The organism is Nannocystis pusilla, from assembly GCF_026626665.1.
Classification (GTDB): Bacteria; Myxococcota_A; Polyangia; order Nannocystales; family Nannocystaceae; genus Nannocystis; species Nannocystis pusilla.
Window position 1 is genome coordinate 5516185 of the sequence record NZ_JAPNKE010000002.1, and the last position, 20466, is coordinate 5536650.

General features: G+C 71.8%; 17 protein-coding genes and 3 pseudogenes. 7 read left to right on the plus strand and 13 right to left on the minus strand.

Features of this window, described 5'->3' with window-relative positions:
* Positions 1-286: 286 nt before the first annotated feature.
* Positions 287-436 (minus strand): hypothetical protein, encoded by a 150-nt coding sequence (locus OV079_RS24495; RefSeq protein WP_267771270.1) that lies wholly within the window; start codon positions 434-436, stop codon positions 287-289.
* Positions 433-2611, minus strand: a pseudogene (locus tag OV079_RS58500) (type VI secretion system Vgr family protein). The gene OV079_RS24495 and the pseudogene OV079_RS58500 overlap by 4 nt, the downstream one beginning before the upstream one ends.
* Positions 2612-2950: 339 nt before the next feature.
* Here OV079_RS58500 and OV079_RS58505 point away from each other — a divergent pair.
* Together OV079_RS58505 and OV079_RS24510 are read left to right on the plus strand one after the other, a co-directional pair.
* Positions 2951-3616, plus strand: a pseudogene (locus tag OV079_RS58505) (protein kinase domain-containing protein); the annotation flags it as partial.
* 808 nt (positions 3617-4424) lie between these two features.
* On the plus strand, positions 4425-4784 hold the full coding sequence (locus tag OV079_RS24510; RefSeq protein WP_267771272.1) for a hypothetical protein: 360 nt from the start codon (positions 4425-4427) through the stop codon (positions 4782-4784).
* A 90-nt stretch (positions 4785-4874) separates the two neighbouring features.
* Here OV079_RS24510 and OV079_RS24515 read toward each other — a convergent pair whose 3' ends face one another.
* The 9 genes from OV079_RS24515 to OV079_RS24555 form a co-directional block, all read right to left on the minus strand.
* Positions 4875-5744: a hypothetical protein gene (locus OV079_RS24515; RefSeq protein ID WP_267771274.1), complete on the minus strand. Its 870-nt coding sequence runs from the start codon at positions 5742-5744 to the stop codon at positions 4875-4877.
* A complete protein-coding gene (locus OV079_RS24520; protein ID WP_267771275.1) occupies positions 5737-6630 on the minus strand; it encodes an FG-GAP repeat domain-containing protein in 894 nt (297 codons plus the stop codon). Before OV079_RS24520 ends, OV079_RS24515 begins: the two co-directional genes overlap by 8 nt.
* A gap of 78 nt (positions 6631-6708) precedes the next feature.
* Positions 6709-7398, minus strand: a complete 690-nt coding sequence (locus OV079_RS24525) for a hypothetical protein (protein ID WP_267771276.1) — start codon at positions 7396-7398, stop codon at positions 6709-6711.
* A 59-nt stretch (positions 7399-7457) separates the two neighbouring features.
* On the minus strand, positions 7458-8642 hold the full coding sequence (locus OV079_RS24530) for an aminotransferase-like domain-containing protein (protein ID WP_267771277.1): 1185 nt from the start codon (positions 8640-8642) through the stop codon (positions 7458-7460).
* Between the two features lie 159 nt (positions 8643-8801).
* On the minus strand, positions 8802-9752 hold the full coding sequence (locus OV079_RS24535; protein ID WP_267771278.1) for an NADP-dependent oxidoreductase: 951 nt from the start codon (positions 9750-9752) through the stop codon (positions 8802-8804).
* A 298-nt stretch (positions 9753-10050) separates the two neighbouring features.
* A complete protein-coding gene (locus OV079_RS24540) occupies positions 10051-10845 on the minus strand; it encodes a hypothetical protein (RefSeq protein WP_267771279.1) in 795 nt (264 codons plus the stop codon).
* 2 nt (positions 10846-10847) lie between these two features.
* Positions 10848-11615, minus strand: a complete 768-nt coding sequence (locus OV079_RS24545) for a hypothetical protein (RefSeq protein ID WP_267771280.1) — start codon at positions 11613-11615, stop codon at positions 10848-10850.
* A complete protein-coding gene (locus tag OV079_RS24550; RefSeq protein WP_267771281.1) occupies positions 11612-12355 on the minus strand; it encodes an ABC transporter ATP-binding protein in 744 nt (247 codons plus the stop codon). The genes OV079_RS24545 and OV079_RS24550 overlap by 4 nt, the downstream gene beginning before the upstream one ends.
* Positions 12352-12984, minus strand: coding sequence for a TetR/AcrR family transcriptional regulator (locus OV079_RS24555; RefSeq protein ID WP_267771282.1), 633 nt, complete (start codon positions 12982-12984; stop codon positions 12352-12354). Before OV079_RS24555 ends, OV079_RS24550 begins: the two co-directional genes overlap by 4 nt.
* Before the next feature lie 214 nt (positions 12985-13198).
* On the opposite strand from OV079_RS24555, the gene OV079_RS24560 reads away from it, so the two are divergent.
* The 5 genes and pseudogenes from OV079_RS24560 to OV079_RS24580 all read left to right on the plus strand — a co-directional run bounded on the left by OV079_RS24560 (position 13199) and on the right by OV079_RS24580 (position 18328).
* On the plus strand, positions 13199-13669 hold the full coding sequence (locus OV079_RS24560) for an SRPBCC family protein (protein WP_267771283.1): 471 nt from the start codon (positions 13199-13201) through the stop codon (positions 13667-13669).
* A gap of 186 nt (positions 13670-13855) precedes the next feature.
* The gene (locus OV079_RS24565) at positions 13856-15013 is read left to right on the plus strand and encodes a phytochelatin synthase family protein (RefSeq protein ID WP_267771284.1); all 1158 of its coding nucleotides are present in this window, start codon (positions 13856-13858) and stop codon (positions 15011-15013) included.
* 354 nt (positions 15014-15367) lie between these two features.
* Positions 15368-16983 (plus strand): annotated as a pseudogene (locus OV079_RS24570) (acyl-CoA dehydrogenase).
* A gap of 134 nt (positions 16984-17117) precedes the next feature.
* Positions 17118-17810, plus strand: a complete 693-nt coding sequence (locus tag OV079_RS24575; protein ID WP_267771285.1) for a PAS domain-containing protein — start codon at positions 17118-17120, stop codon at positions 17808-17810.
* On the plus strand, positions 17738-18328 hold the full coding sequence (locus OV079_RS24580; protein WP_267771286.1) for an STAS domain-containing protein: 591 nt from the start codon (positions 17738-17740) through the stop codon (positions 18326-18328). Before OV079_RS24575 ends, OV079_RS24580 begins: the two co-directional genes overlap by 73 nt.
* 31 nt (positions 18329-18359) lie before the next feature.
* Here the strand turns inward: OV079_RS24580 and OV079_RS24585 are convergent, their stop codons facing one another.
* Together OV079_RS24585 and OV079_RS24590 are read right to left on the minus strand one after the other, a co-directional pair.
* Positions 18360-18776: a Rid family hydrolase gene (locus tag OV079_RS24585; RefSeq protein ID WP_267771287.1), complete on the minus strand. Its 417-nt coding sequence runs from the start codon at positions 18774-18776 to the stop codon at positions 18360-18362.
* 143 nt (positions 18777-18919) lie between these two features.
* Entirely contained in the window at positions 18920-20236 is a 1317-nt protein-coding gene (locus tag OV079_RS24590) for a DUF4215 domain-containing protein (protein ID WP_267771288.1), read from the minus strand.
* Positions 20237-20466: the final 230 nt, after the last annotated feature.

Here is a 20466-nt window from a genome sequence, read left to right on the forward strand (position 1 = left end):
CGCCGTCGTCGGCCAGGCCCTGACGCAGGCGAGCGAGGTCGGCGAGCAGCTGCGTGCGAGCGGCGTCGGCGAGGACCGCGAGATCGTCCGCTGCGGCCTCGACGAGGCACAGCGGCCAGCGGTTGTCGGGCGCCCACTCGAACAGACGGAGGCCGCCGACGAGGTGAGTGCGGTGGTGCGCGGCCGCGACGAGGCGCACGAGCGGGGCCTGTCGCCAGCGCTCGGCGAGCGTGCCGGAGAATCGTTGGGCGGCGCGGGTCAGCGGATCCATGACGAATTCCGGGAATCAGTTGATCTTGACGATGCCGCCGGTGATATCGACGGAGCCGCCGGCGATCTTGATGGTGCCGGCGTTGATGGTGACGCCGCCCGGATCGAGCTGAATCGCACTGCCGCCGCAGGTGAGCAGGATCGAGGTAGCGCCTGCGATCGTCACCGCCAGGGCGCCGAGGTCGGCCGAAGGCCCGGCGGAGAGGTCATGGCACCGCCGGCCTGCACCGTGTAGACGCCGGCGGCGGTCTGCGCGATGGAGGCCGCGGTGAGGCTCGCGGCAGCAGCGACCGTGTGGGTCTGGGCCGCGCCGACCATGACCGTACGACTCGCGCCCACGGTCTCCGTGGCGGCCGCGGACACGACGACGCTGCGCGTACCGGTGACCGTGAGGCTCGCGCCGCTCGTGATGGTCTCGTTGAGGCCGCCGTCGACGCTCAGGCTGCGCTCGCCGGTGACCGAGACGGTGTCGCTCCCGGTGACGGTCGTGGTGCGGCTGCCTTGCACGGTGACGCTCTGGTCGGCGCCGACCGAGGTGCTCTGACTGGCGCCGACCGAGGTGCTCTGATTGGCGCCGACGGAGATGCTCTGGTTGGCGCCGACCGAGACGGTCTGGTTGGCGCCGACAGAGGCGGTCTCGTTGGCGCCGACGGAGGCGACGCGGTTGTTCCCGACCGAGGCGTTCTGGTCGCGGCCGACGCTGCCGGCGTCGTCGCGGCCGACGTTGCTGCCGCCGTCGCGGAGGACGACCAGCTTCAGGTCGCGCTGCGCGTGGATGAACAGCTCCTCGGCGCCCTTGGCGTCCTCGAACGAGATCTCGTTGAAGCCGCCGCCGCCCGGGGTGGACTCGGTCTTGATGGCGCTGCGGGTCTTGCTCGCAGGGAGCGGGTACGGCGCGCCGTGGGTCGAGTTGTAGACGCAACCGGTGACGAGCGGGCGATCGGGATCGCCGTCGATGAACTCGACCAGGACCTCCATGCCGATGCGCGGCAGGAACGTCGCGCCCCAGCCGGCGCCGGCCCAGGTCTGGGCGACGCGGATCCAGCACGAGGCGGTGTCGTCGGCCGGCGAGATGCGGTCCCAGTGGAATCGGACCTTGATCCGCCCGTGCTCGTCGGTGTGGATCTCCTCGCCTGCAGGGCCGACGACGATCGCCGTGTGCGGCCCGTGCACGCGCGGACGTGCAGGCGCGAGCGGCGGACGCAGCGGGACGTCGGCGCGCACGCACTCGAAGCTGTTGTCGTAGCGGGTGCCGCCTTGGTGGTCGTCGCCGAAGGCCTCGGCCTCCGGCGCCTCTCCGCGGTGCTCGACGCGTGCGAGCAGGTACTCGCCGTCGAGCTCGTGGCGCGGGTGCAGCGCCAGCTTGATCCGGTGGCCCGGGGCGAGCGCGGCGACGTCGCTTCGACCGGCCCCGCTGTCCTTCGTGGCGGTCATCGCCTCGAGCCGGCGACGCGCGCTGCTTGCCGTCGTCGGCGTGCAGGCGCCGGTCGTCGTGATCGTAGCTCTCGCGCACGCGGTTCTTGCTGTCCTGGCCGCGGCGCTCGTGTTGATAAGGGGCATCGGCGGCCTGCTGCCAATCCCAGTCGCGCTGAACCGTCGAGGTGCCGGCGAGGTCGCTACGCCAGTCGAAGGCCGCGATGGACTCGGTCGACGCTGCGCCGCCCCCCGGCGCCCTGACCGGCAATTCGCTGAGGTCGGGGTGGGCGAGCTCGGGCGCGTGCTGCGTGAGGCCGAGCAGGGTCAAGACCTCGGCCGTGTCGTCCAGGTCGTGGCGGAAGTAGAAGGCGATGCCTTCCTCGGCGAGCAAGCGGCGGACGAACTCGAGGTCGGTCTCCCGGTACTGCACACAATACTCGCGGCGGGGGTAGGCCTGCGCGTCCGCGGTGACCGCGAGCCCGCGGCCGAGCTCGCGCAGCGGGGCCTTCAAGACCTCCTGGACGATGTCGAGGGCGGTCTTGTCCTGCCAGAATCGGGTGTCGCGGCGCTGGGCGAACAGCGCCAGCGCCGGCACGACGGTCAACTCGACCCGCAGACGCTCGTCGGCCACGCCGCGCAGGTCGACGCTGCGGACGATGCCGTGAACGGCCCGCTCCGGCACGGCCCGCGCGAGCGTCAGCGTACAGCTCGCCCCGAGCAAGGCGTCGACGTCGGCGTCGAGATCCTCGGTGAGGAGGTGCAAACGCAGGGTGTAAAGGTCCGAGATCGATTCGAGCAATTCGATACGCCGTACCCGCCAATCGACCGCCGGCGCGTCGTGCCAGGTCAGCGAATAGAGCACTGGCGTCAGGAGGCCGTGGCCACCAGCTTGACCGCCCACGCTCTTCCCGTCGTGCTCCCCCATGGACCCTCCCCGAACACCACCGGCGTCAGGCTAACCCTCGCCCTTCGACCAGGACAAGTGCTTCGGTTTGTCGCCAATCGGCGCGAGCGGATGTGCCCCGCGAACGCCGCCGCGGGCGGGTGAAAACGCGAGTCGGGGGCGGGGCGACCTGGTCGTCCTATTTTGCGACCGCCGTGTTGATCGGTGCCGAAGATCCCGAATATAGTGGTGTGGTTTCCACGCGGGGGTTCATGGCATCACACTGGCGAGCTCGACGGGAGGCGCTGCGACGAGCTCGATATCGATGGGTGGGCCGTGAAGGTCGGTGATACGCTCGCGGGACGCTACGAGCTCCGCCAGGTGCTCGCCGGTGGGCGCTGCTCATTGTTCCTCGCCCACGATCGCAGCGCGGATCGTCCGATCGCCATCAAGGTGTTCGACGGCGCGCACGTCGCTGCCGGAGAACTGCAGCGTTACGCGGCCCGCCTCGCGGCCGCGTCGGCCGTCGTGCATCCGGCGGTGATCGTGCCGGGCGTCCAGGTCGCAACGTCGGAGTCGCCGCCGTTCGTGGCGGGGGAGCTGTTACAGGGCGAAGATCTGGCCAGCTTGTGCGCTCGCCTCAAGCCGATCCCGTGGACGCGCGCGACGGCCATCGTGCAAGCGTGCGCCGAGGGCCTGGCTACGCTCGCTGCAGCCACCGGCGCAGCCCACCGCGCGCTCCGCCCCGGGAACGTGTGGCTCGCTGCGAGTGGGCAGGCTCAGGTGCTCGACTTCGGGATTGCCGAGCTCGGTGCACCGCCGGTTCGACCGCGCGCCGATGGCACGTTCGTCGAATACCGGGCGCCCGAACAGCTCGAGGGCGCGCCCGGGGACGGCAGATCCGACGTGTTCTCGCTGGGGGTCCTGCTCTTCGAAATGGTGACCGGAGTCCATCCATTCTCCGGTCCGAGCGCCGCGGCAGTGGCGATCAAGCTCCTGACCCAGCCGGCGCCGGTGCCGTCGCTGGTCGCGCCGCAGATCGAGCTACCCGCGCCGCTCACGGCCGTCATCACCCGCGCGTTGGCGCGCCGGCCGAAAGATCGCATCCCCGATCCGTCGAGCCTGGCGCGCGATCTCGCGGCGCTGCTCCCACCGCCGCCGCAGGTCGACACACCATCGCCGGCTCAGCCGCCCGCGAGCGTCCAGGAGGCTCCTCGGAGCAGCGCCCTGGGTGAGCCACCCCCGACGACGCATTCGTCGAGCCAGGAGCAGGGAAGCGTCCCCGGCGACATGCCCCGACCGTCGACGAGCCCGCCGAACAGGGGCCCCGACGCGAGCATGAAGCATCCGCTCGCCCCGCGCAGGCGCGAGCAGGTGAACCTCGGCGCTCAGGAGCGGACGGAGGTGCTGCCGCGGAGCGATAGACTCGCGGCGGAGAAGGCCGAGGCGCGCACGGAGGTGCTGCCGCAGGGGGCAGCCGCGAGCGATGAGCGGACGGCGGTGCTGCCGCGCAGAGACCGAACCCAGGCGCAGCAGGTCGAAGCGGGTCCCGAGGGGCCGCCGCAGGGCGCCGAGAGTTTGGCGACCGCGAGCGGAGAGCGGACGGAGGTTCTGCCGCGGAGCGGTGACTCCGGGGTCCAGAGGGCCGCGCAACATACCGGGGTGCTACCGCGGGGCGGCGAACCGGAGGCCGCAGAGAGCGATGAGCGGACGACAGTGATGGCGCGCGGCGAACGACCTGCGGCCGTACGGGCGCGCGTAGCCGTCCCGCGACCGAGGGGCCAGCCCGAGCGGGACGATGCGCCTACACAGACATTCCGCCCCCTGGCTCGACCGCCTCGAGGCGCAATAGACGATGATGCTCGCCCGCAGCGCGAGCCCGCTCGACGGGGCATACACGCAAGTCGTCCCGCGTACCGCGACTGCGGCCCCCAGGCCGGACGATGCGACCTTGATCTTGCAGGAAGCCGAGGCGGTCAGCGAGGCGACGGGAGTCGTCTCGCCGGTCGACCGCCCCCATACGCCGGAAGTCCATGGCTCGCCGCCCCAGCAGCGACCAGAAGAGACGACTCAGGCGGAGGCACCAGCGGCGCCCTCGGCTGCGGCCGTCGAACGGAGCGCTGCGAGCGGCCCGCAGAAGTTCCTCATCGCGCTGAATCTGCTGGTCGGTCTGCTGCTCGTCGCCGCTGTCCTGTGGATGTGGCTCGGCGGCTGACTCCGGCAGCGGCGCATTGGCGACACCTGCGAGTCGCGACCGACCGGCCGCGGGTCATCCCGCGAATCGGAGATGCGCGCGTCGACGCAATCACTGCGGCGGGATGCACACCTCGCCGCCCGCGGCGATCTGCGCCTGCGTGCGATACGTGTTGAGCTTCGTCCAGTGCGGCGGCTCGAACTGCGGGATGGTCCCGTCTTCGCGCACGTTCGTCACATGATAGGTGTGCTGATTCCAGATCCGCCGGCCCTGGACCCACCGGTCCTGGACGTCGCGCACCGCCTGGACCGTGAACGGCACCACCCCGCCGTTGAGCAGCGTGTTGGAGACCACGAGGATCTCCGACGAGCCGTCGTTATCGATGTCGGCGACCACCGGGTATTCGATGATCGTGCCCGACAGGTGCGGCGTGTCCATCAGCGGCGAGCCCATCTCGTCGAACACCCACACCGTGTGCTCGTCGGCGTAGATCGCCTGGGCCTTGCCGCCGCCGAGGAAGTCGAACGCCGTGCCGCCGGCCTGGCCGCTCTGGTCGATCACCGCCGCCTGCCACAGCAGCGCCTGATTGGTCTCGTAGACCCCGTAGAAGTTGGGCGCGCTGACGCCGAATTCGGGCGCCGCGTCGCCGTCGAGGTCGTGGATATTGATCGGTCGGCTGAGGTCGTTCTGGCCGTTCGGCGTGAAGTTCCAGACCAGCGTCCCGTCGTGCTGGCGCAGCTCGATCTTGTTGTCGAGCGCCAGCAGCACCTCGGGCTGCGGGTCGGCGTCGAGGTTGGCGATCTGCGGGAAGATCCACCCGAACTGATTGGTGTCGTACCAGGTGCTGCCGTCGGCGTGGAACGCCGCGCCGCCGATCAGCACCTCGAGCCCGGGCTGACCGTCGAGGTCGGCGATGGCCGAGGCGTTGTAGGACGAATCGTTGCCGCGGGTCCAGATCTCGACCCCGTTGTGGTCATACATTGGCGCCGGCGACGATCTCGACGTCGCCGTCCTGGTCGATGTCTGCCAGCGCGATCGAGCCCGACTGCGAGCCGGGCCACGACGTGTTGCTCTTCCACTTGACCTGGCCGTCGTGTTCGAAGGCGATCAGGCGGCCGCCCGAGCCCGGCTCGATGGCGACGATCTCGGCGATGCCGTCGCCGTCGATGTCGCCGGCCGCAGGCGTGCCCTCGAACTGCACCATCTCGGAGGCGAAGAAGTGGACCGCCCCGGTCGCGCCGTCGAGCACGTAGAGCCGCGACGGCGGCACGTCGGAGCCCTGGTCGGGCCCCGCCACCACCACCACGTCCGGGATGTCGCACAGATCGATCTCCCCGTCGGCGTTGTCGTCGGTAAGGTTGACGACCAGCGGCATGACGATGCAGTTCTCGAACCCGGGCGGGCCCGTGAACGTCCACTGCGCCTCGGGCTCGAACGAGTCGGGCGGGGCCTTGTCAGTGCAGTCGCCGATCGCGTCCATGTCGTCGACGACCTTGCACGACGACGGCGGCGCGCCGAAGTCGCCGCTGCTCGCCATGTCGAACTTGACCGCGCCGGTGTCATCGGTGGTCGAGCTGCTGGCGCCCGCCGACGGATCGGTCGGCCCGGTGGTGCCGGTCATCGTCCCGCTCATCGTCCCCGGGTTCCCCGTCGACGTCCCGGTCTCGCTGTCCGAGCCGCCCTCCGTGCTGCTCGTCGACGTCGGCGCGTCCATGGTCGGCTGGGTGCCGTTGCTCGTGCTCACCGTCGTGGCCATCGTCGCCGTCTGGCCCGCCGTCGCCTGCCCGCCGTCGTCGCCGCAACCGACGACTGCGAGCGCGAGCGAGCTGGTGGCGAGGACGTGAGCGACGAGCGTGCGGGTCGACATTCGCCGGGCATCGTACACCACGCCCGGGGCGGCCCGGCGACCGCCAGCCCGGCTCGTCCGCGCGCGGACCTGCTCGTCTCACGCCCCGGGTGCGATGAATCGATCGATCGACGCCAGCCCCGGCGGTGGGTCGCAGGCGAACTCGCGACGGAGGATCTCCGGGCTCGTGAACAGCTTGAAGCCGCGGATCCAGATCGGCTGCTCGCGGTCGAGCTCGTGCGCTGCCGGCTCGACGGCGAGATCGAGCGCGACGTCGATCTCTTGCAGGCACCGCTCGAGGCGGGGTCCGTTGAGATCGGCGAGCTCGACCTGCCACTCGAAGCCGAAGCTGCGGTCGAGCGCGATCGGCGTCCACAGGCTCTTGCGCGTGACCACCGAGAACTCGCGCTCGCCCAGGCGGAGGTCTTGCAGGGAGATAAGGCCGTCCTGCCGCACGCGAGCGCCGTCCGGGCGCGCGACCAGGCCGTGGCCGCCGATCTCGTCGAGGTACGGGCCGACCTCGCGGGCGTCGATCAGAGCAGCGAGCCGCTCGACGAACGCCGCGACCGAGTCGACCTCGAGCGCGATCCGCCGCGCGCCGTCGTGGACATGCGTCGGGATCAGGAGCTCGTGCCGCGCAGTGATCGCCAGGATCGCCAGCACGTCGTCGAGCAGCCCCCGTGACGTCTGCGCGGGCCGGCCCGGGTCGGGTGCGAAGCGCCAGCTGAGCGCGAAGAAGCTGTCGGGATAGGGTTCGCGCGTCGCATCGACGGTGAGCGCCTCGGCCATGGCGCGGTCGATGATAACCGAGCCTCGACGTCGCTGCCTCGACGCCCGCCGGTACGCCCTCAGAGCGCGCGCAGCGACTTGCCGAGCCGCGCCACTGCTTCGGCGATCCGGTCCGGGGTCTGATTCGAGAACGACAGGCGCAGGTAGTTGCGCGGCGTCTCGACCGGGAAGAACGCGGCCCCGGGCTCGAACGCCACCCCCGCCTCGATCGCCCGGGCCAGCAACGCCTCGGCCGCCAGCGCCTCCGGCAGCGTCACCCACACCGAAAAGCCGCACGTCGGCCGCGTCCACCGCACCTCCGCCGGCATGTGCTCCGCGAGCGACTGCAGCATCGCGTCGCGCCGCTCGCGGTAGCGCGGCAGACAGCGGGCCACGTGCGCGTCGAGGTCGTGCCGCTCGAGGTAGCTCGACAGCGCCATCTGCCCGAGCGTGTTCGTCTGCAGATCGGCGATGCCCTTGAGCAGCACCAGCTGGGCAGTGACCGCGGGCGGCGCGACGATCCATCCGACCCTGAGCCCGGGCGTCAGCGCCTTCGAGAACGTGCCGACGAGGATCACCCGCTCCTCCGCGCCGGGGTAGCTGCGCAGCGGCCGGCGCGGCGCCTCGAACTGGATCCGCCCGTAAGCGTCGTCCTCGATGACGAGGGCGTCGTGCGCCCGGCTGAGCTCGACCAGCGACTCGCAGGCCTCGGCGCTCAGCGACGAGCCGCTCGGGTTGTGGCCCGCGGGCGCGAGGTACAACAGGCTCTTCTCGGCGCCTCGCACCAGCGCGCGCACAGCCGCGAGGTCGAGCCCGTCCTCGCCGCGCGCCAGCGGGACCATCCGCGGCCGCTGCAGCCCGAACACCTCGATCGCCGCGACGTAGGTCGGCGACTCGATCCCCAGCGCGTCGCCGGGGCGCAGCAGCAGTCGCGCCAGCAGATCCAGCGCCTGCTGGGCGCCGCTGGTGATCAGCAATTCGTCCTGCGCGACCTCGACGCCGCGGTCGCGCAGCATCGCCGCGACCTGCTCGCGCAGCGGCCCGTAGCCCTCGGGCCACTGGTACTGCAGCGCCTCGCGGCCGTGCTCCCGCATGACCTCCTCGAGCGCCTCGGCCAGCGCCGCGCGCGGGAACAGGTCCTCCCCCGGCAGCCCGCCCGCGAGCGACAGCACCCCCTCGCGCGTCGCCGCCGACTTCAGCAGCCGCTCGACCTCCGGCGGTTGCCGCGGCGAGATCCACTGCGTGAACGGGAACCGGACGGCCACGCGCGGTTTTTTTGCGGCAGCCCGCGGACTGTCAAGCCCGCGCCCGGAGCCGGCCGCGTCGCTCGACGACGGCGGCCCCGCGGCCCGGACCCGTCGGGCGCTCGAGTCCGCGGCGCAACTCGCGGCGACGCCGAATCACTGCGCGGCACGCTCGCGACTTCAGGCGCTGAAGTCCAGCACCAGCCGACCGCGGACGCCGCCCGCCTCGAGCAAGCGATGCGCCTCCGCGGCCTCCGCGGCTGGCAGCACCCTCGCCACGCGCAGGGTCAGCTCACCCACTTCCGCTTGCTGGCGCAGGCGCTCGAGCTTCGCGGTGTCGGTCAGCGCCGAGCCGACGAACACCGGGTGCGCCACGATGCCGCGCTCCGTCGGACCGCTCCATCCGCGCACTGTCACGATTCCTCCGCCGTCGGCGATCGCCGGCAAGATCTGCTCGTGGAGCATCGCCGCGTCGATGACCGCGTCGACCCCCTGCGGGGCGACCTCGCGGATCCGCCGCGCCAGCTCGTCGCCGCGTTCGAGGATGACATCGGCCCCGAGCCGCTCGACCAGCGCGTGGTCGGCCGGTGACGCGTCCGCGATCACCCGCAGACCGTCGGCCTTGGCCAGCTTGATCGCAAAGCCCCCGACCGCCCCCGCCGCGCCCGTGATAGCGACCGTCCGCCCGGGCTGCAGGCCGAGCGCGTCGAGCCCCAGGCGCACCGTCAGCGCGTTCATCAGCAGCGTCGACGCTGCCGGCAGGCCGCTGCCCTTCGGCACGTGGACCACCGAGGCCGCGGGCGCCACGACCTGCTCGGCGTACGCGCCCTTGTGCGGACCGAAGGGCGTGACGACCGCGATGACCTCGTCGCCGACCTTCAGCCGGCCGTCGCCGCCCGGACCGACCGCATCGATCACCCCTGCCGCGTCCATCCCGGGGATGTACGGCGGCGGCGGCAGCTTCGGCACCAATCGCGCGATCTCCCCCGAGCGCAGCAACACGTCGGTCGGATTGACCGTGGCCGCGCGCACGCGGATCCGGACCTCCCCCGCTCCGGGCTGCGGCGCCGGCAACTCGACCACCTTCAGGACCTCGGGCCCACCGAACTCTTCGACGACGATCGCTCTCATGCGAGAGGTGATAATCCGCCGCTCCGGCTTCGACAAGGCTGCGCGGGCTCGGGCGACTCGCGCACGCGAGATCCTCACGCCTCGACTCGACGACGTCCGACCTCCGATCTCGCAGCGTGAGAATCACCGGCGGACTCGTCCATCGCGCGTCGCCCACGACAAGCTCCGGCGAGCGCGCGCGTCGTCGGTTCGCCCCCGCTCACCACGGCCACGAACCGCCACCGAGGTCGAAGTCACGGCCATGTTCTTCAGGCCATGTCCTGAAAAACATGGCCTATACGCCAGCTTGCCTCGGCCATCACAGCGCGTCGGAGCGCTCGAGCCACGCCCCTGCCGCGCGCGCCAGCACCACCGAGAGCGGCAGCGCGAGCAGTAGGCTCAGCGGTCCGAGCCAGCGCAGCGTCGCCTCGTGCCACAGGAGGCTCGGCATCACCAGGTTGTGCAGGACCACCGGATGCCCGGCGAACGCGTCCGGCCGGTACAGCAGCACCGCCGTCGGCATCATCGTCCCGAACCACGCGCCGCAGGCCACCAGCAGCCCGGTGAACGGGTCGCGGATCCGCACGAACGCGATCTGCAGCGCCGCCAGCAGCACCACCGCCAGCGCGGTCAGCAGCAGCCCGCCGCCGAGCGCTCCGAGCGGCGTCACGCTGGTCCCGACCTCGGCCTGCACCGCCAGGGCGATCGCCATCGCCGTCGAGCTCACCACGCCCACGGCGGCGGTCCACGCCAGCACCGGCAGCGCCCGCGCCGCCACGAAGTCGGCCGTGCGCACCGGCTTGGCGAGCAGCAGCTCGAGGCGGTGCTCCTCGCGGGCCAGCAGCACCACCCCGAGCGACCCGGTCAGCCCGACGAAGAAGGTCGGGAAGTACACGCCCATCAGGTCGTTGAGCGCCAGCACCCCGGCCATGTCCTCGAGCCGGAACCCCACGCGCATGAACGCGAGCGCGCGCTCGGGGAACAGCGGCAACACCAGGTGATTGAACACCACGCAGAGGACGCCGACCGACATCATGACGAGCGGCCCGCGCCGCGGGACGAACCGCCATTCGCGGCGCAAGTGTTGCGAGAATTCGAGCGATGCAGTCGACATGATCACACCTCCACCTTTCGCACCACCCGCGAGCCCAGCGCGATCGTCACCGCCGTGAGCCCCGCCAGCGCCAGCATCGGCGGCAGCAGCGTCGACGCGCCCAGGTGCGCCAGATCCCGCATCGACAGCGCGCCCAGGGTCAGCGGATTGACCAGCGTCATCTCGTACCACTCGGGCTGGTAGAACCCGACCAGCGCCAGACCGACCATCAGCCCGAGCAGCATCAATGCCACCAGCGCGCCCGCCCCGCGCCGGCCCACCGCCACGCTCACCGTCGCCGCGAACGCGGTGGCGAACAGCACCGCGAACGCGTGCAGGCTCATCGCCGCCAGGAACGTGCCCGGCCGGAAGCCCGCGACGCGCCCCGGGAACCACAGCGCCGCCAGCAATTGCGCCCCCACGTACAGCGTCAGCATGACCGCGCACGCCGAGACCGTGCGGACCACGAAATAGCGCGACAGCGTCAGCGGCTTGGCCGCCAGCACCGCCAGCACCCCGGTGTCGCGCTCGCGCAGCACCACCCCGCTGGCCAGGATCACCGGCACGAACGTCGCCACCTTGTTCATGACCAGGTCGATCCACACGAACATGAACACCGCGAACGGGTCGGCGTCGGCGAACCACGCCGCGATCGCCTCGCGGACGTGGGGCGGCGGGTCGGCCAGCAGCAGCGGGATCACCAGCACCGCGTAGACCAGCATCGCCGCCGCGATCCACGTCTTGCGCTCGCGCAGCCCCGCCAGATAATCGAGCCACAGGAGCCGCGTCATGACGCCTGCCTCCGCACGAGGGTGAGGTACAGCTCGTCCATCGTCGCCGCCCCATGCTCGCGCCGCAGCGCCGCGATCTCGCCGCAGGCGATCAGCTTCGCGTGGTGCATCGCCGCCACCCGCCGGCACAGCGTCTCGACGTCCGACAGGATGTGCGACGAGAACACGATCGTGACGCCCTGCTGCGCCAGCTCGCGGAGGTGCTCGAGCAGCTCGTGGCGGCCGAGCGGGTCGAGGCCCGCGGTCGGCTCGTCGAGGAGGAGCACCCGCGGCTCGTTGATGAGCGCCTGCGCCAGCCCGACCTTCTGCGTCATCCCGGTCGAGAAGCCGCGCAGCTTGCGGTCGGCCGCGTCCTCGAGGCCGAATCGGCGCAGCAGCGCGTCGCCGCGGGCCCGCGCCGTGGCCGGCGGAATGGCGAACATCGCCGCCACGTACTGCAAGAACTCGCGCGCCGTCATGTCCGGCGGCAGCGCGTACGATGCCGGCAGGTAGCCGGCCACGCGCCGCACCTCGAGCGTGGCGCGCACGATGTCGTGGCCGAGCACCGCGGCGCGGCCGCTTGTCGGCTGCGTCAACCCCAGCAGCATGCGCAGGGTCGTCGTCTTGCCCGCGCCGTTGTGGCCCATGAAGCCGAAGATCTCGCCCGGCTCGACGGCGAAGCTGACGTCGTCGACCGCCTGCACCGCGCCGAAGCGCTTCCCCAGCCCCTCGACGGTGATCGCACTGGCACTCGCACTCATGACTGCCTCCTCATCTGTTTGCGTGTGGTCTTCTTCTTCGCCGCGGGCGCCCGGCTCGCCGCCGGCTTCGGCGGCGCGGCCAGCCCCGCGAGGAACAGCTGCACCAGCCCCTCGAGCACGCGCTCCTGCGACACGCTCACCAGCCCGCTGGTCAGCGCGAGCTGCTGCGGCGCCGAGCGCAGCACGCCGAGCGCGAACGGCACGACGTCGCGGTCGACGTCGGGGCGGATCTCGCCGCGCGCGATGCCCTCGTCGACCCAGCCCGCCAATTGCTCGATCTGCGCCCGCGCGGCCCGCCCGTCGTCCTCGTGCGAGCCGAGGCCGAGCGCCCGCAGCTCCGGGTCCTCGCGCATCAGCCGGCCGAACAGCGGCTCGCGCGCGTACTGGCGGTACGCGAACCGCAGCGTCTCGCCCAGCCGCTGCAGCGGCGACGCGATCGCCATCACCTCGGCGGCGAAGCTGCGGCGGATCGCCGCGAACGTCTCCTCGACCACCGCGCGCAGCAGCGTCTCCTTGTCGGCGAACTCGAGGTAGAGCGCTCCCTTGGCGCAGCGCGACTCCTCGGCGATCGCGTCGAGCGTGGTCCCCTTGAAGCCACGCTCGGTGAAGTGGCGCTTGGCCACGTCCATGATCCTCCGCCGCCTCGTCGGGTCTCGCGCTGCCATGAAAAGCAGCATGGCTTAAATGACTGCCACAGTCAAACCAGTCATTTTGAGGACGTCTCCATGGCTCGCGTTCGCGCTTTTTCTCCGCTCGCACGGAGCCGCCCCGATCGCGCGACGGCCCAGGATTCGCGGTCGCCCCCGCCGTTGCGCACCTCCGCGCGGGTGCTACGTCTCGCCCGTGAGCACGACCCGGATCTCCCGCCACATCAAGGCCCCGCGCGCCGCCGTCTACCGCGCGCTGCTCGACGCGAGCGCCGTCGAGAAGTGGCGCGTGCCGCCCGGCATGACCAGCAGCGTGCACACCTTCGAGCCGCGCGAGGGCGGGGCGTTCCGCGTCTCGCTCACCTACGTCGAGCCGACCGCGACCGGCAAGACGACCGCGCACACCGACACCTATCACGGCCGCTTCGTCGCGCTCGTGCCCGACGAGAGGATCGTCGAATCGCTCGAGTTCGAGACCGACGATCCCGCCCTGCAGGGCGAGATGACGATCACCACCACCCTCGTCGACGCCGACGAAGGCGGCACCGACCTCCACGCGATCCACGAGGGCCTCCCGCCGGGCGTGCCGCCGACCGACAACGCGACCGGTTGGCGCCAATCGCTGGCCCGCCTCGCCGCCCTCGTCGAGTCGGGCGGCCCGACGTAGCCCCGACCCGCCCGTGGTGCTCGCAATGCAGCCGATCGCCGACCCTGCGAGCGACGTGATAGGGCGGCGCGCGGGGTGCTCACAATCGGGGAAATGCGCGTCCCCCGGCGTCGCGGCCGCCGTCCGCTTCGCCCTCGACGAATCGACCGCGACGCGGGATCATCGGCTCGACCTGCGAGCGCCGCGATGCACTCTCCTGCCCCCAGCCTCTACCGCCGCCCCTTGCCACCCCAGCTGGTCGCCTTCGCCTCGCCCGAGGGTCGGGCGCTGTTCGACGCGGCGCGGGCGGCCGGCGGCCTCGAGTCGTTCTTCCCGCTGATCGAGCAGTTCCACACCCAGGCCGATCCGGCCTTCTGCGGCCTCGGCACCCTCGTCGTCGCCCTCAACGCCCTCGGCGTCGATCCGGGCCGGCTGTGGAAGGGCCCGTGGCGGTGGTTCAGCGAGGAGCTGCTCGACTGCTGCAGCCCGCTCGAGCGCGTGCGCGCCCAGGGCATCACCCTCGACGAGTTCGCCTGCCTCGCCCGCTGCAACGGCGCCAGCGCCGACGTGCACCGGCCCGACGCCCGCGGCCTCGCGGACTTCCGCGCCGCCGTCGACGCCGCCGCGCGCTCCGTCGTCGAACCGGCGCTGATCGTCAGCTACGACCGCGGCTCGCTCGGCCAGACCGGCGCCGGCCACTTCTCGCCGATCGGCGGCTACGACCCGACCAGCGATCACGTCCTCGTGCTCGACGTGGCCCGCTTCAAGTACCCGCCGCACTGGGTCGCCCTGCCCGCCCTCTACGCCGCCACCCAGCCGCCGGATCCGGCCACCGGGCGCCCGCGCGGATGGGTCGCCCTGCGCCGCCACAGCCGCCCGCCGAGCCTCCTGTTCACCGCCCGTTGCCTCGGCGACGGCGGCTTCGAGGCCCTCTCCGCCGCGCTCGACGCCCTCGCCGCCGCGCTCGCCCGGGCCCCGGCCGGCGACCTCGACGTCCTCCTGCGCGCGCTGCTCTCGGCCCTCGCCGGCCTGCCGCTGACCATCGAGCGGCGCCCGCTCGCCCTGTCCGAACAGACAGGTGCGGCCGAGGCCCTGCTCTCCGACCTGCGAGCGCTGCCGCTGCACGCCCGCGTCGCGGCCCTCGCCCCGCCGTGGCCGACCGACGCCGCCACGCTGCTGCTGCTCGCCCTGCCGGACGACCTGTGGTCCTCGCTGAGCCACGAGGCCCGCGCCGAGCTGCAGCCGCTGCTCGACCCCGAGCGGCTCCCGCCGACGGTCCGGATCGAGGTCGACCACGTGCGCCGCCAGCTCGCCGACCTGAGCGCGCTGACCCGCCAGGTCGCGTGCACCCGCTGCGCCGGGTGACGCCATGGCATGTCCCTTCGGACATGCCCCTTCATTCATCCTCCGGCCGCCGCGCGAGCGCGAGGTCCCCGGCGTCGGCGGACCGCGGGCCGCCCGCGGCGCGCGGCCGGGGGCTCACCGGCTCTCGCCGGTCGGCGCGACAGCCTTCGCGCCCTGCGATATCCTGCCCGCGTGACCGCCGGGAACCCGCTCCTGTCCGACCGCGACGTCGCCTTCTTGCTGTACGAGGTGCACGACGCCGCCGCCCTGCTGCGCCTGCCGGCCTTCGCCGACCACGACCGCGACACCTTCGACCTCTTCCTCGCCAACGCGCGGAGCCTCGCCCGCGAGGTGCTGTACCCGGCCTACCGGCCGATGGACGAGGCCGCCCCGACCTTCGAGGGCGGGCGGATCCGGGTCCACCCGCGCATGCGCACGATCTGGCCGCGGCTGTGCGACCTCGGCGTGATCACGGCCTCGCGCCCGGTCGACGTCGGCGGTCAGCAGCTGCCGCGCACCGTCGCCTTGCTGGCCGAGGCCTACCTGATGGCGGCCAACCTCGGCGCCTACTGCTACGCCGGCCTGACCGCCGGCGCGGCCCACCTGATCGAGGCCTTCGGCTCGGATGACCTGAAGGACAGGTACATGCGGCGCATGTACGCCGGCGAGTGGACCGGCACGATGGCCCTGACCGAGCCGCAGGCCGGCAGCAGCCTGGCCGACATCCGCACCCGCGCGGTCCTCCAGGACGACGGCACCTACGCCATCCAGGGCGGCAAGATCTTCATCTCCGGCGGCGACCACGACATCGCCGACAACATCGTCCACCTGACCCTCGCGCGCATCGACGGCGCCCCGGCCGGGATCAAGGGCATCTCCCTGTTCGCCATCCCCCGCCTGTGGCCCGGGCCCGACGGCCTCGTCGACAACGACGTCAGCACCGCCGGCATGATCCACAAGATCGGCTGGCGCGGCCTGCCCAGCCTCGTCATCAACTTCGGCGAGCGCGGCGCCTGCCGCGGCGAGCTCGTCGGGCACCCGGGACATGGCCTTTCGTACATGTTCCAGATGATGAACGAGGCCCGCTTGATGGTCGGCCTCAACGGCGTGGCGACCGCCGCGGTCGCCTACCACGAGTCGCTGGCCTACGCGCGCGAGCGCCGGCAGGGCCGCCCGGCGGGCCGCCGCGACCCGCACAGCCCGCCGGTCCCGATCATCGAGCACGCCGACGTCCGGCGCATGCTGCTGCGGCAGAAGGCGATCGTCGAGGGCGGGCTGTCGCTGCTGGTCGAGACGGCGCGGCTGACCGACCTGGCCCACCACGCGGAGGACGAGGAGGTGCGCCGGCGGTCGGCGCTGCTGCTCGATCTGTTGACCCCGATCGCCAAGAGCTTCGCGGCCGAGCGCGGCTACGACAGCAACGCGCTGGCCCTGCAGATCCACGGCGGCTACGGCTATTCGAGCGAGTACCTGCCGGAGGCGTGGCTGCGCGACCAGAAGCTGAACAGCATCCACGAGGGCACGACCACCATCCACGGGCTCGACCTGCTCGGTCGCCGCGCGCTGGCTCCTGGAGCCCTGCAGACGCTGGGGCGGGAGATCCTTCAAACATGTTCGCAAGCGCAGGCGGTCGGCCTCGACCTCGCCGACGTCACCGCGCTGCAGGAGGCCGCGGGCGCCGCCGGGGCGCTGATCGCAGAGCTCGCCGGACGTCACCTCGCAGACCCGGAGCGCATGCTCCGCCACAGCCATGACGTCCTCGACATCTTCATGACGATCACCGTGGCCTGGCAATGGTTGCGCCAGGCCACGGCGGCCCGCACGGCCCTGTCCCGCGGGACATTGTCGACAGGAGACGACGCGTTCTACCGCGGCAAGCTGCAGGCCGCGCAGTACTGGCTGCGGACCGAGCGCCCCGCGTGGCCCCGCTCGTACGCCTGTGTCGCGACGAGGAGGACTCGTACGCGAACACCCGTCCGGAGTGGTTCTAGCGCGCCGCCGCGCGACGCACACCGCCTGAGGGTCGGCCCGACACCCGCTGCATATGCGCGCCGGCTCACGCGCCTGCGCGGACCGTGACAAGCCGGGTCGCCCGCGGCACACTGCCGACCACGCGGACTCGAGCATGCCCACCGTCCAGCAACTCGAGGCCGAGATCGCAGCGCTGCGAGCGACCAACGCAGCGCTGCAGCAGGCCCACGAGGAGCAGCGACGGCAGCTCTCCCGGACCGCCTCGCTCCTGCGCGCGCTCGCCGAGCACGCGCCGATGGTCCTGTACGCCAAGGACGTCGACGGCCGCTTCACCCTCAGCAATCGCCTGCACGCGACGCTGCTCGGGCGCACCCCCGACCAGGTCGTCGGCAAGCTCGAGTCGGACCTGCTCGACGCCGACGTGGCGGCGGAGATCCAGGCGGTGATGGACCGGGTCGTCAGCACCGGCACGCCGAGCGTCAGCGAGTTCGAGATCCCGATCGACGACCGCGAGCGCGTGTTCCTCGAGCACATCTTCCCGCTCGGCCCCGCCGACGGCGGCGGCAACAACATCGGCATCGGCGGCCTGGCGATCGACGTCACCGAACGCAAGCGCGCCGAGGACGCCGTGCGCGTGTTCGAGGCGCTCGTGCATCACTCGCCCGACGGCGTGCTCGTGCGCCCCAACACCCCGACCGCGCCGATGTTCTGCAACCCGCGCTGCGGCGGATCCTCGCCCTCCCGCCCGACGCCGCCGCCGAGGACGCGGCGGCCATGCTCCTCGACATCGTCCCCGGCACCACCGAGTTCATGCGCGTCGACGGCGTGCGCGTCGACCTCGAGCTGACCATGTTCGCCATCCCCGGCGCGGCCGGCGGACGCGGCGCCAAGGCCACCCAGGTCCGCGACGTCACCCGCCTGCACACCGCGATCCGCGAGCGCGAGCGCCAGGACGAGATCATCCGCCGGCAGCAGGCCGAGCTCATCGCCGAGATGTCGGCCCAGGTGCTGCCGCTCGCCAACGGCGTCTTGATGCTGCCGCTGATCGGCACGCTCGACGAGGCGCGCTCGCTGCACGTGCGCGAGGCGGTGCTCGACGGCATCGTCCGGCACCAGGCCCGCGTCATCATCCTCGACCTCACCGGCCTGCGCGCCGTCGACACCACCCCCGCCTATCGCATCATCGAGCTGATCGAGGCGGTCAAGCTGATCGGCGCCCGCACCGTGCTCACCGGCATCCAGCCGGCGGCCGCGGTCGCCCTCACCGAGCACGGCATGCGGATCGACGACTCGCTCATCGTCCTGGGCACCTTGCAGGACGCCGTCCAGGTCACGCTCGCCATGGCCCGCAAGCGCCGGCGCTGAGCCGCCGCGGGCCAATGTCGGGACCTGAGGATCAGCGGGCGCACCAGAACTCGTACTCGACCAGCTGATGGTCGAACGCCAGCGCCTCGACCACGCGCAGCGTGCCGGCCGTCGGCTTGGTCGCCTCGGTCGCCAGGAACTCGGCGATGACCGCGAAGATGGCGTCGAACGAGCCGCGCGGGACCTCGCGCGTGAACGTGTATTCGATGCGCACGATGTCGGCGACGGCGAAGCCCGCCTCGGCGAGGAAGCCCGGGACCTGCTGCAGGATGTAGCGCGTCTGCGCCACCGCGTCGCCGGGGTGCTGGATCACGCCGAAGGCGTCGTGGGCGCCGATGCCCGACGCGAGGTACAGGTCGGAGACGTTCTTGAGGTTGATGCCCCAGCTGAACAGTCGGCTGAAATCGGGGCCCTTGGCGTACGGATACGCGGTCTTTTGCAGCGCCATGACGACAGCTCCCGTCATAGCAAGAATGGCCGCGCGCCACATGGTCCACATCGGCGCCCGCGCGCAATCATCGGTGCCGACATCGACGCACGTCGGCACCGACGACAGCTGTCCGCACAATCAAAGACAGCTGTCCGCGACGGTCACAGCGCGCCGCTCTTCACCCAATTGACGAGCAGGCACTTCTGCGCGTCGGTCAGCGTGCTCCCGAGCGGCATCGTCGAGCCGCCGCCGCCGGGCACGTTATTCTGCTGACCGAGGACCTTGTAGAGTAAATAACTCTGGTCCACGTCCCCGGCGGTGACCCGGTTCATGTCGGCGTTCGTGGCGGCCACGCCGACGTTGTTGGCCTTGACGGTCGCGGCGTCGGTCATCGTCAGGCCGCCCGAGCCGCCGGTGTGGCAGCCGCACTTCGGCTGCACCACCATGCTGAACACCTGCGCGGCGTCGACGTTCGCCGCCGCGCAGTCGGGCACCACCAGCGTCACCCCGCCGCACGAGCCGGCCTCGCAATTCCCGGACTGGCAGTCGGTGTCGATCGCGCACACCTGTCCTTCGGAGCAGGGCATGCAATTCGGGCCTCCGCAGTCCTCGTCGGTCTCGGCGCCGTTCGCCGCGCCGTCGGAGCAGGTCGCCGCCTGGCAGGCGTTCGAGCAGGCGTCGAGGTCCTCGTCGTTGCCGTCGTCGCAGGCCTCCACGCCGGTGTGAACGATCCCGTCGCCGCAGGTAGCGACCAGGCAGACGTTGAGGCAGGCGTCGCCGTCGATCGGATTGCCGTCGTCGCACGCCTCGATGCCCGTCTGGACGATCCCGTCGCCGCACACGGCGATCTTGCAGGCGCTGGTACACGCGTCGTCGTCGTCGGAATTACCGTCGTCGCATTCTTCGCCCGCCTGCACCACCCCGTCGCCGCAGAACTCGGCGATGCAGTTCGCGGCGCAGCCGTCGCCGTCCACGAGGTTGCCGTCGTCGCAGGTCTCGCCGGGCCCGACGAAGCCGTCGCCGCAGGCCGCCGGCTGACACTGCACGCATTCGTCGTTGTCGTCGCCGTTGCCGTCGTCGCAGCCCTCGACCCCGGCATGCACCAGCCCGTCGCCGCACGTGGCCGCGGTGCAGGCGCTGGTACACGCGTCGGTGTCGTCGAGGTTGCCGTCGTCGCAGGCCTCGCCGCCCTCGACGACCCCGTCGCCGCACGCCGGCCCGCCCGTGGTCAGCGTGGTCGGCTCGATCGTGGTCGGCTCGATCGTCGTCGGCTCGCCGGTGGTCGGCTCGCCCGTCGTGCCGGGGGTCGGCCCCGCGCTGGACGGATCGGTCGTCGTCGATTCGTCGGTGCCACCCGTCGTCGTGGTGCCGTCGCTCGTCTCCGCGACGTCGTCGGTGGTGATGGCGGGACTGGTGGGCCCGCACGCGACGGCGAGCAGCGACAGCGTGGCGGACAGCGCGAACGAAGCACGAATCATGGCAAGCGACCTCCGGAAGGCCGGGCGAGGATGCCCGCGCGCGGAGAGCCCGCCAAGCCGGAAGTTCGGGCGGGGGCGCTGCCGTTTCCGGCCCCCATCGTCCGCCACGCACGCCGAGATCGACGAATCGCCGCGCTCCCAACCCGACAATCAGCAAAGCACCGACTATGCACAATCGCCGACGTCGCGCGCGAAGCGACGACGGCGACCGGCCGCGACCTCGCGCCCTC

Excerpts from the sequence above, each read along its gene's own strand:
- OV079_RS24510 (WP_267771272.1), top strand. The coding sequence starts at position 4,425 with ATGATGCTCGCCCGCAGCGCGAGCCCGCTCGACGGGGCATACACGCAA.
- OV079_RS24515 (WP_267771274.1), bottom strand. The coding sequence starts at position 5,744 with ATGTATGACCACAACGGGGTCGAGATCTGGACCCGCGGCAACGATTCG.
- OV079_RS24520 (WP_267771275.1), bottom strand. The coding sequence starts at position 6,630 with ATGTCGACCCGCACGCTCGTCGCTCACGTCCTCGCCACCAGCTCGCTC.
- OV079_RS24525 (WP_267771276.1), bottom strand. The coding sequence starts at position 7,398 with ATGGCCGAGGCGCTCACCGTCGATGCGACGCGCGAACCCTATCCCGAC.
- OV079_RS24535 (WP_267771278.1), bottom strand. The coding sequence starts at position 9,752 with ATGAGAGCGATCGTCGTCGAAGAGTTCGGTGGGCCCGAGGTCCTGAAG.
- OV079_RS24540 (WP_267771279.1), bottom strand. The coding sequence starts at position 10,845 with ATGTCGACTGCATCGCTCGAATTCTCGCAACACTTGCGCCGCGAATGG.
- OV079_RS24545 (WP_267771280.1), bottom strand. The coding sequence starts at position 11,615 with ATGACGCGGCTCCTGTGGCTCGATTATCTGGCGGGGCTGCGCGAGCGC.
- OV079_RS24550 (WP_267771281.1), bottom strand. The coding sequence starts at position 12,355 with ATGAGTGCGAGTGCCAGTGCGATCACCGTCGAGGGGCTGGGGAAGCGC.
- OV079_RS24555 (WP_267771282.1), bottom strand. The coding sequence starts at position 12,984 with ATGGACGTGGCCAAGCGCCACTTCACCGAGCGTGGCTTCAAGGGGACC.
- OV079_RS24565 (WP_267771284.1), top strand. The coding sequence starts at position 13,856 with ATGCACTCTCCTGCCCCCAGCCTCTACCGCCGCCCCTTGCCACCCCAG.
- OV079_RS24575 (WP_267771285.1), top strand. The coding sequence starts at position 17,118 with ATGCCCACCGTCCAGCAACTCGAGGCCGAGATCGCAGCGCTGCGAGCG.
- OV079_RS24580 (WP_267771286.1), top strand. The coding sequence starts at position 17,738 with ATGCTCCTCGACATCGTCCCCGGCACCACCGAGTTCATGCGCGTCGAC.
- OV079_RS24585 (WP_267771287.1), bottom strand. The coding sequence starts at position 18,776 with ATGGCGCTGCAAAAGACCGCGTATCCGTACGCCAAGGGCCCCGATTTC.
- OV079_RS24590 (WP_267771288.1), bottom strand. The coding sequence starts at position 20,236 with ATGATTCGTGCTTCGTTCGCGCTGTCCGCCACGCTGTCGCTGCTCGCC.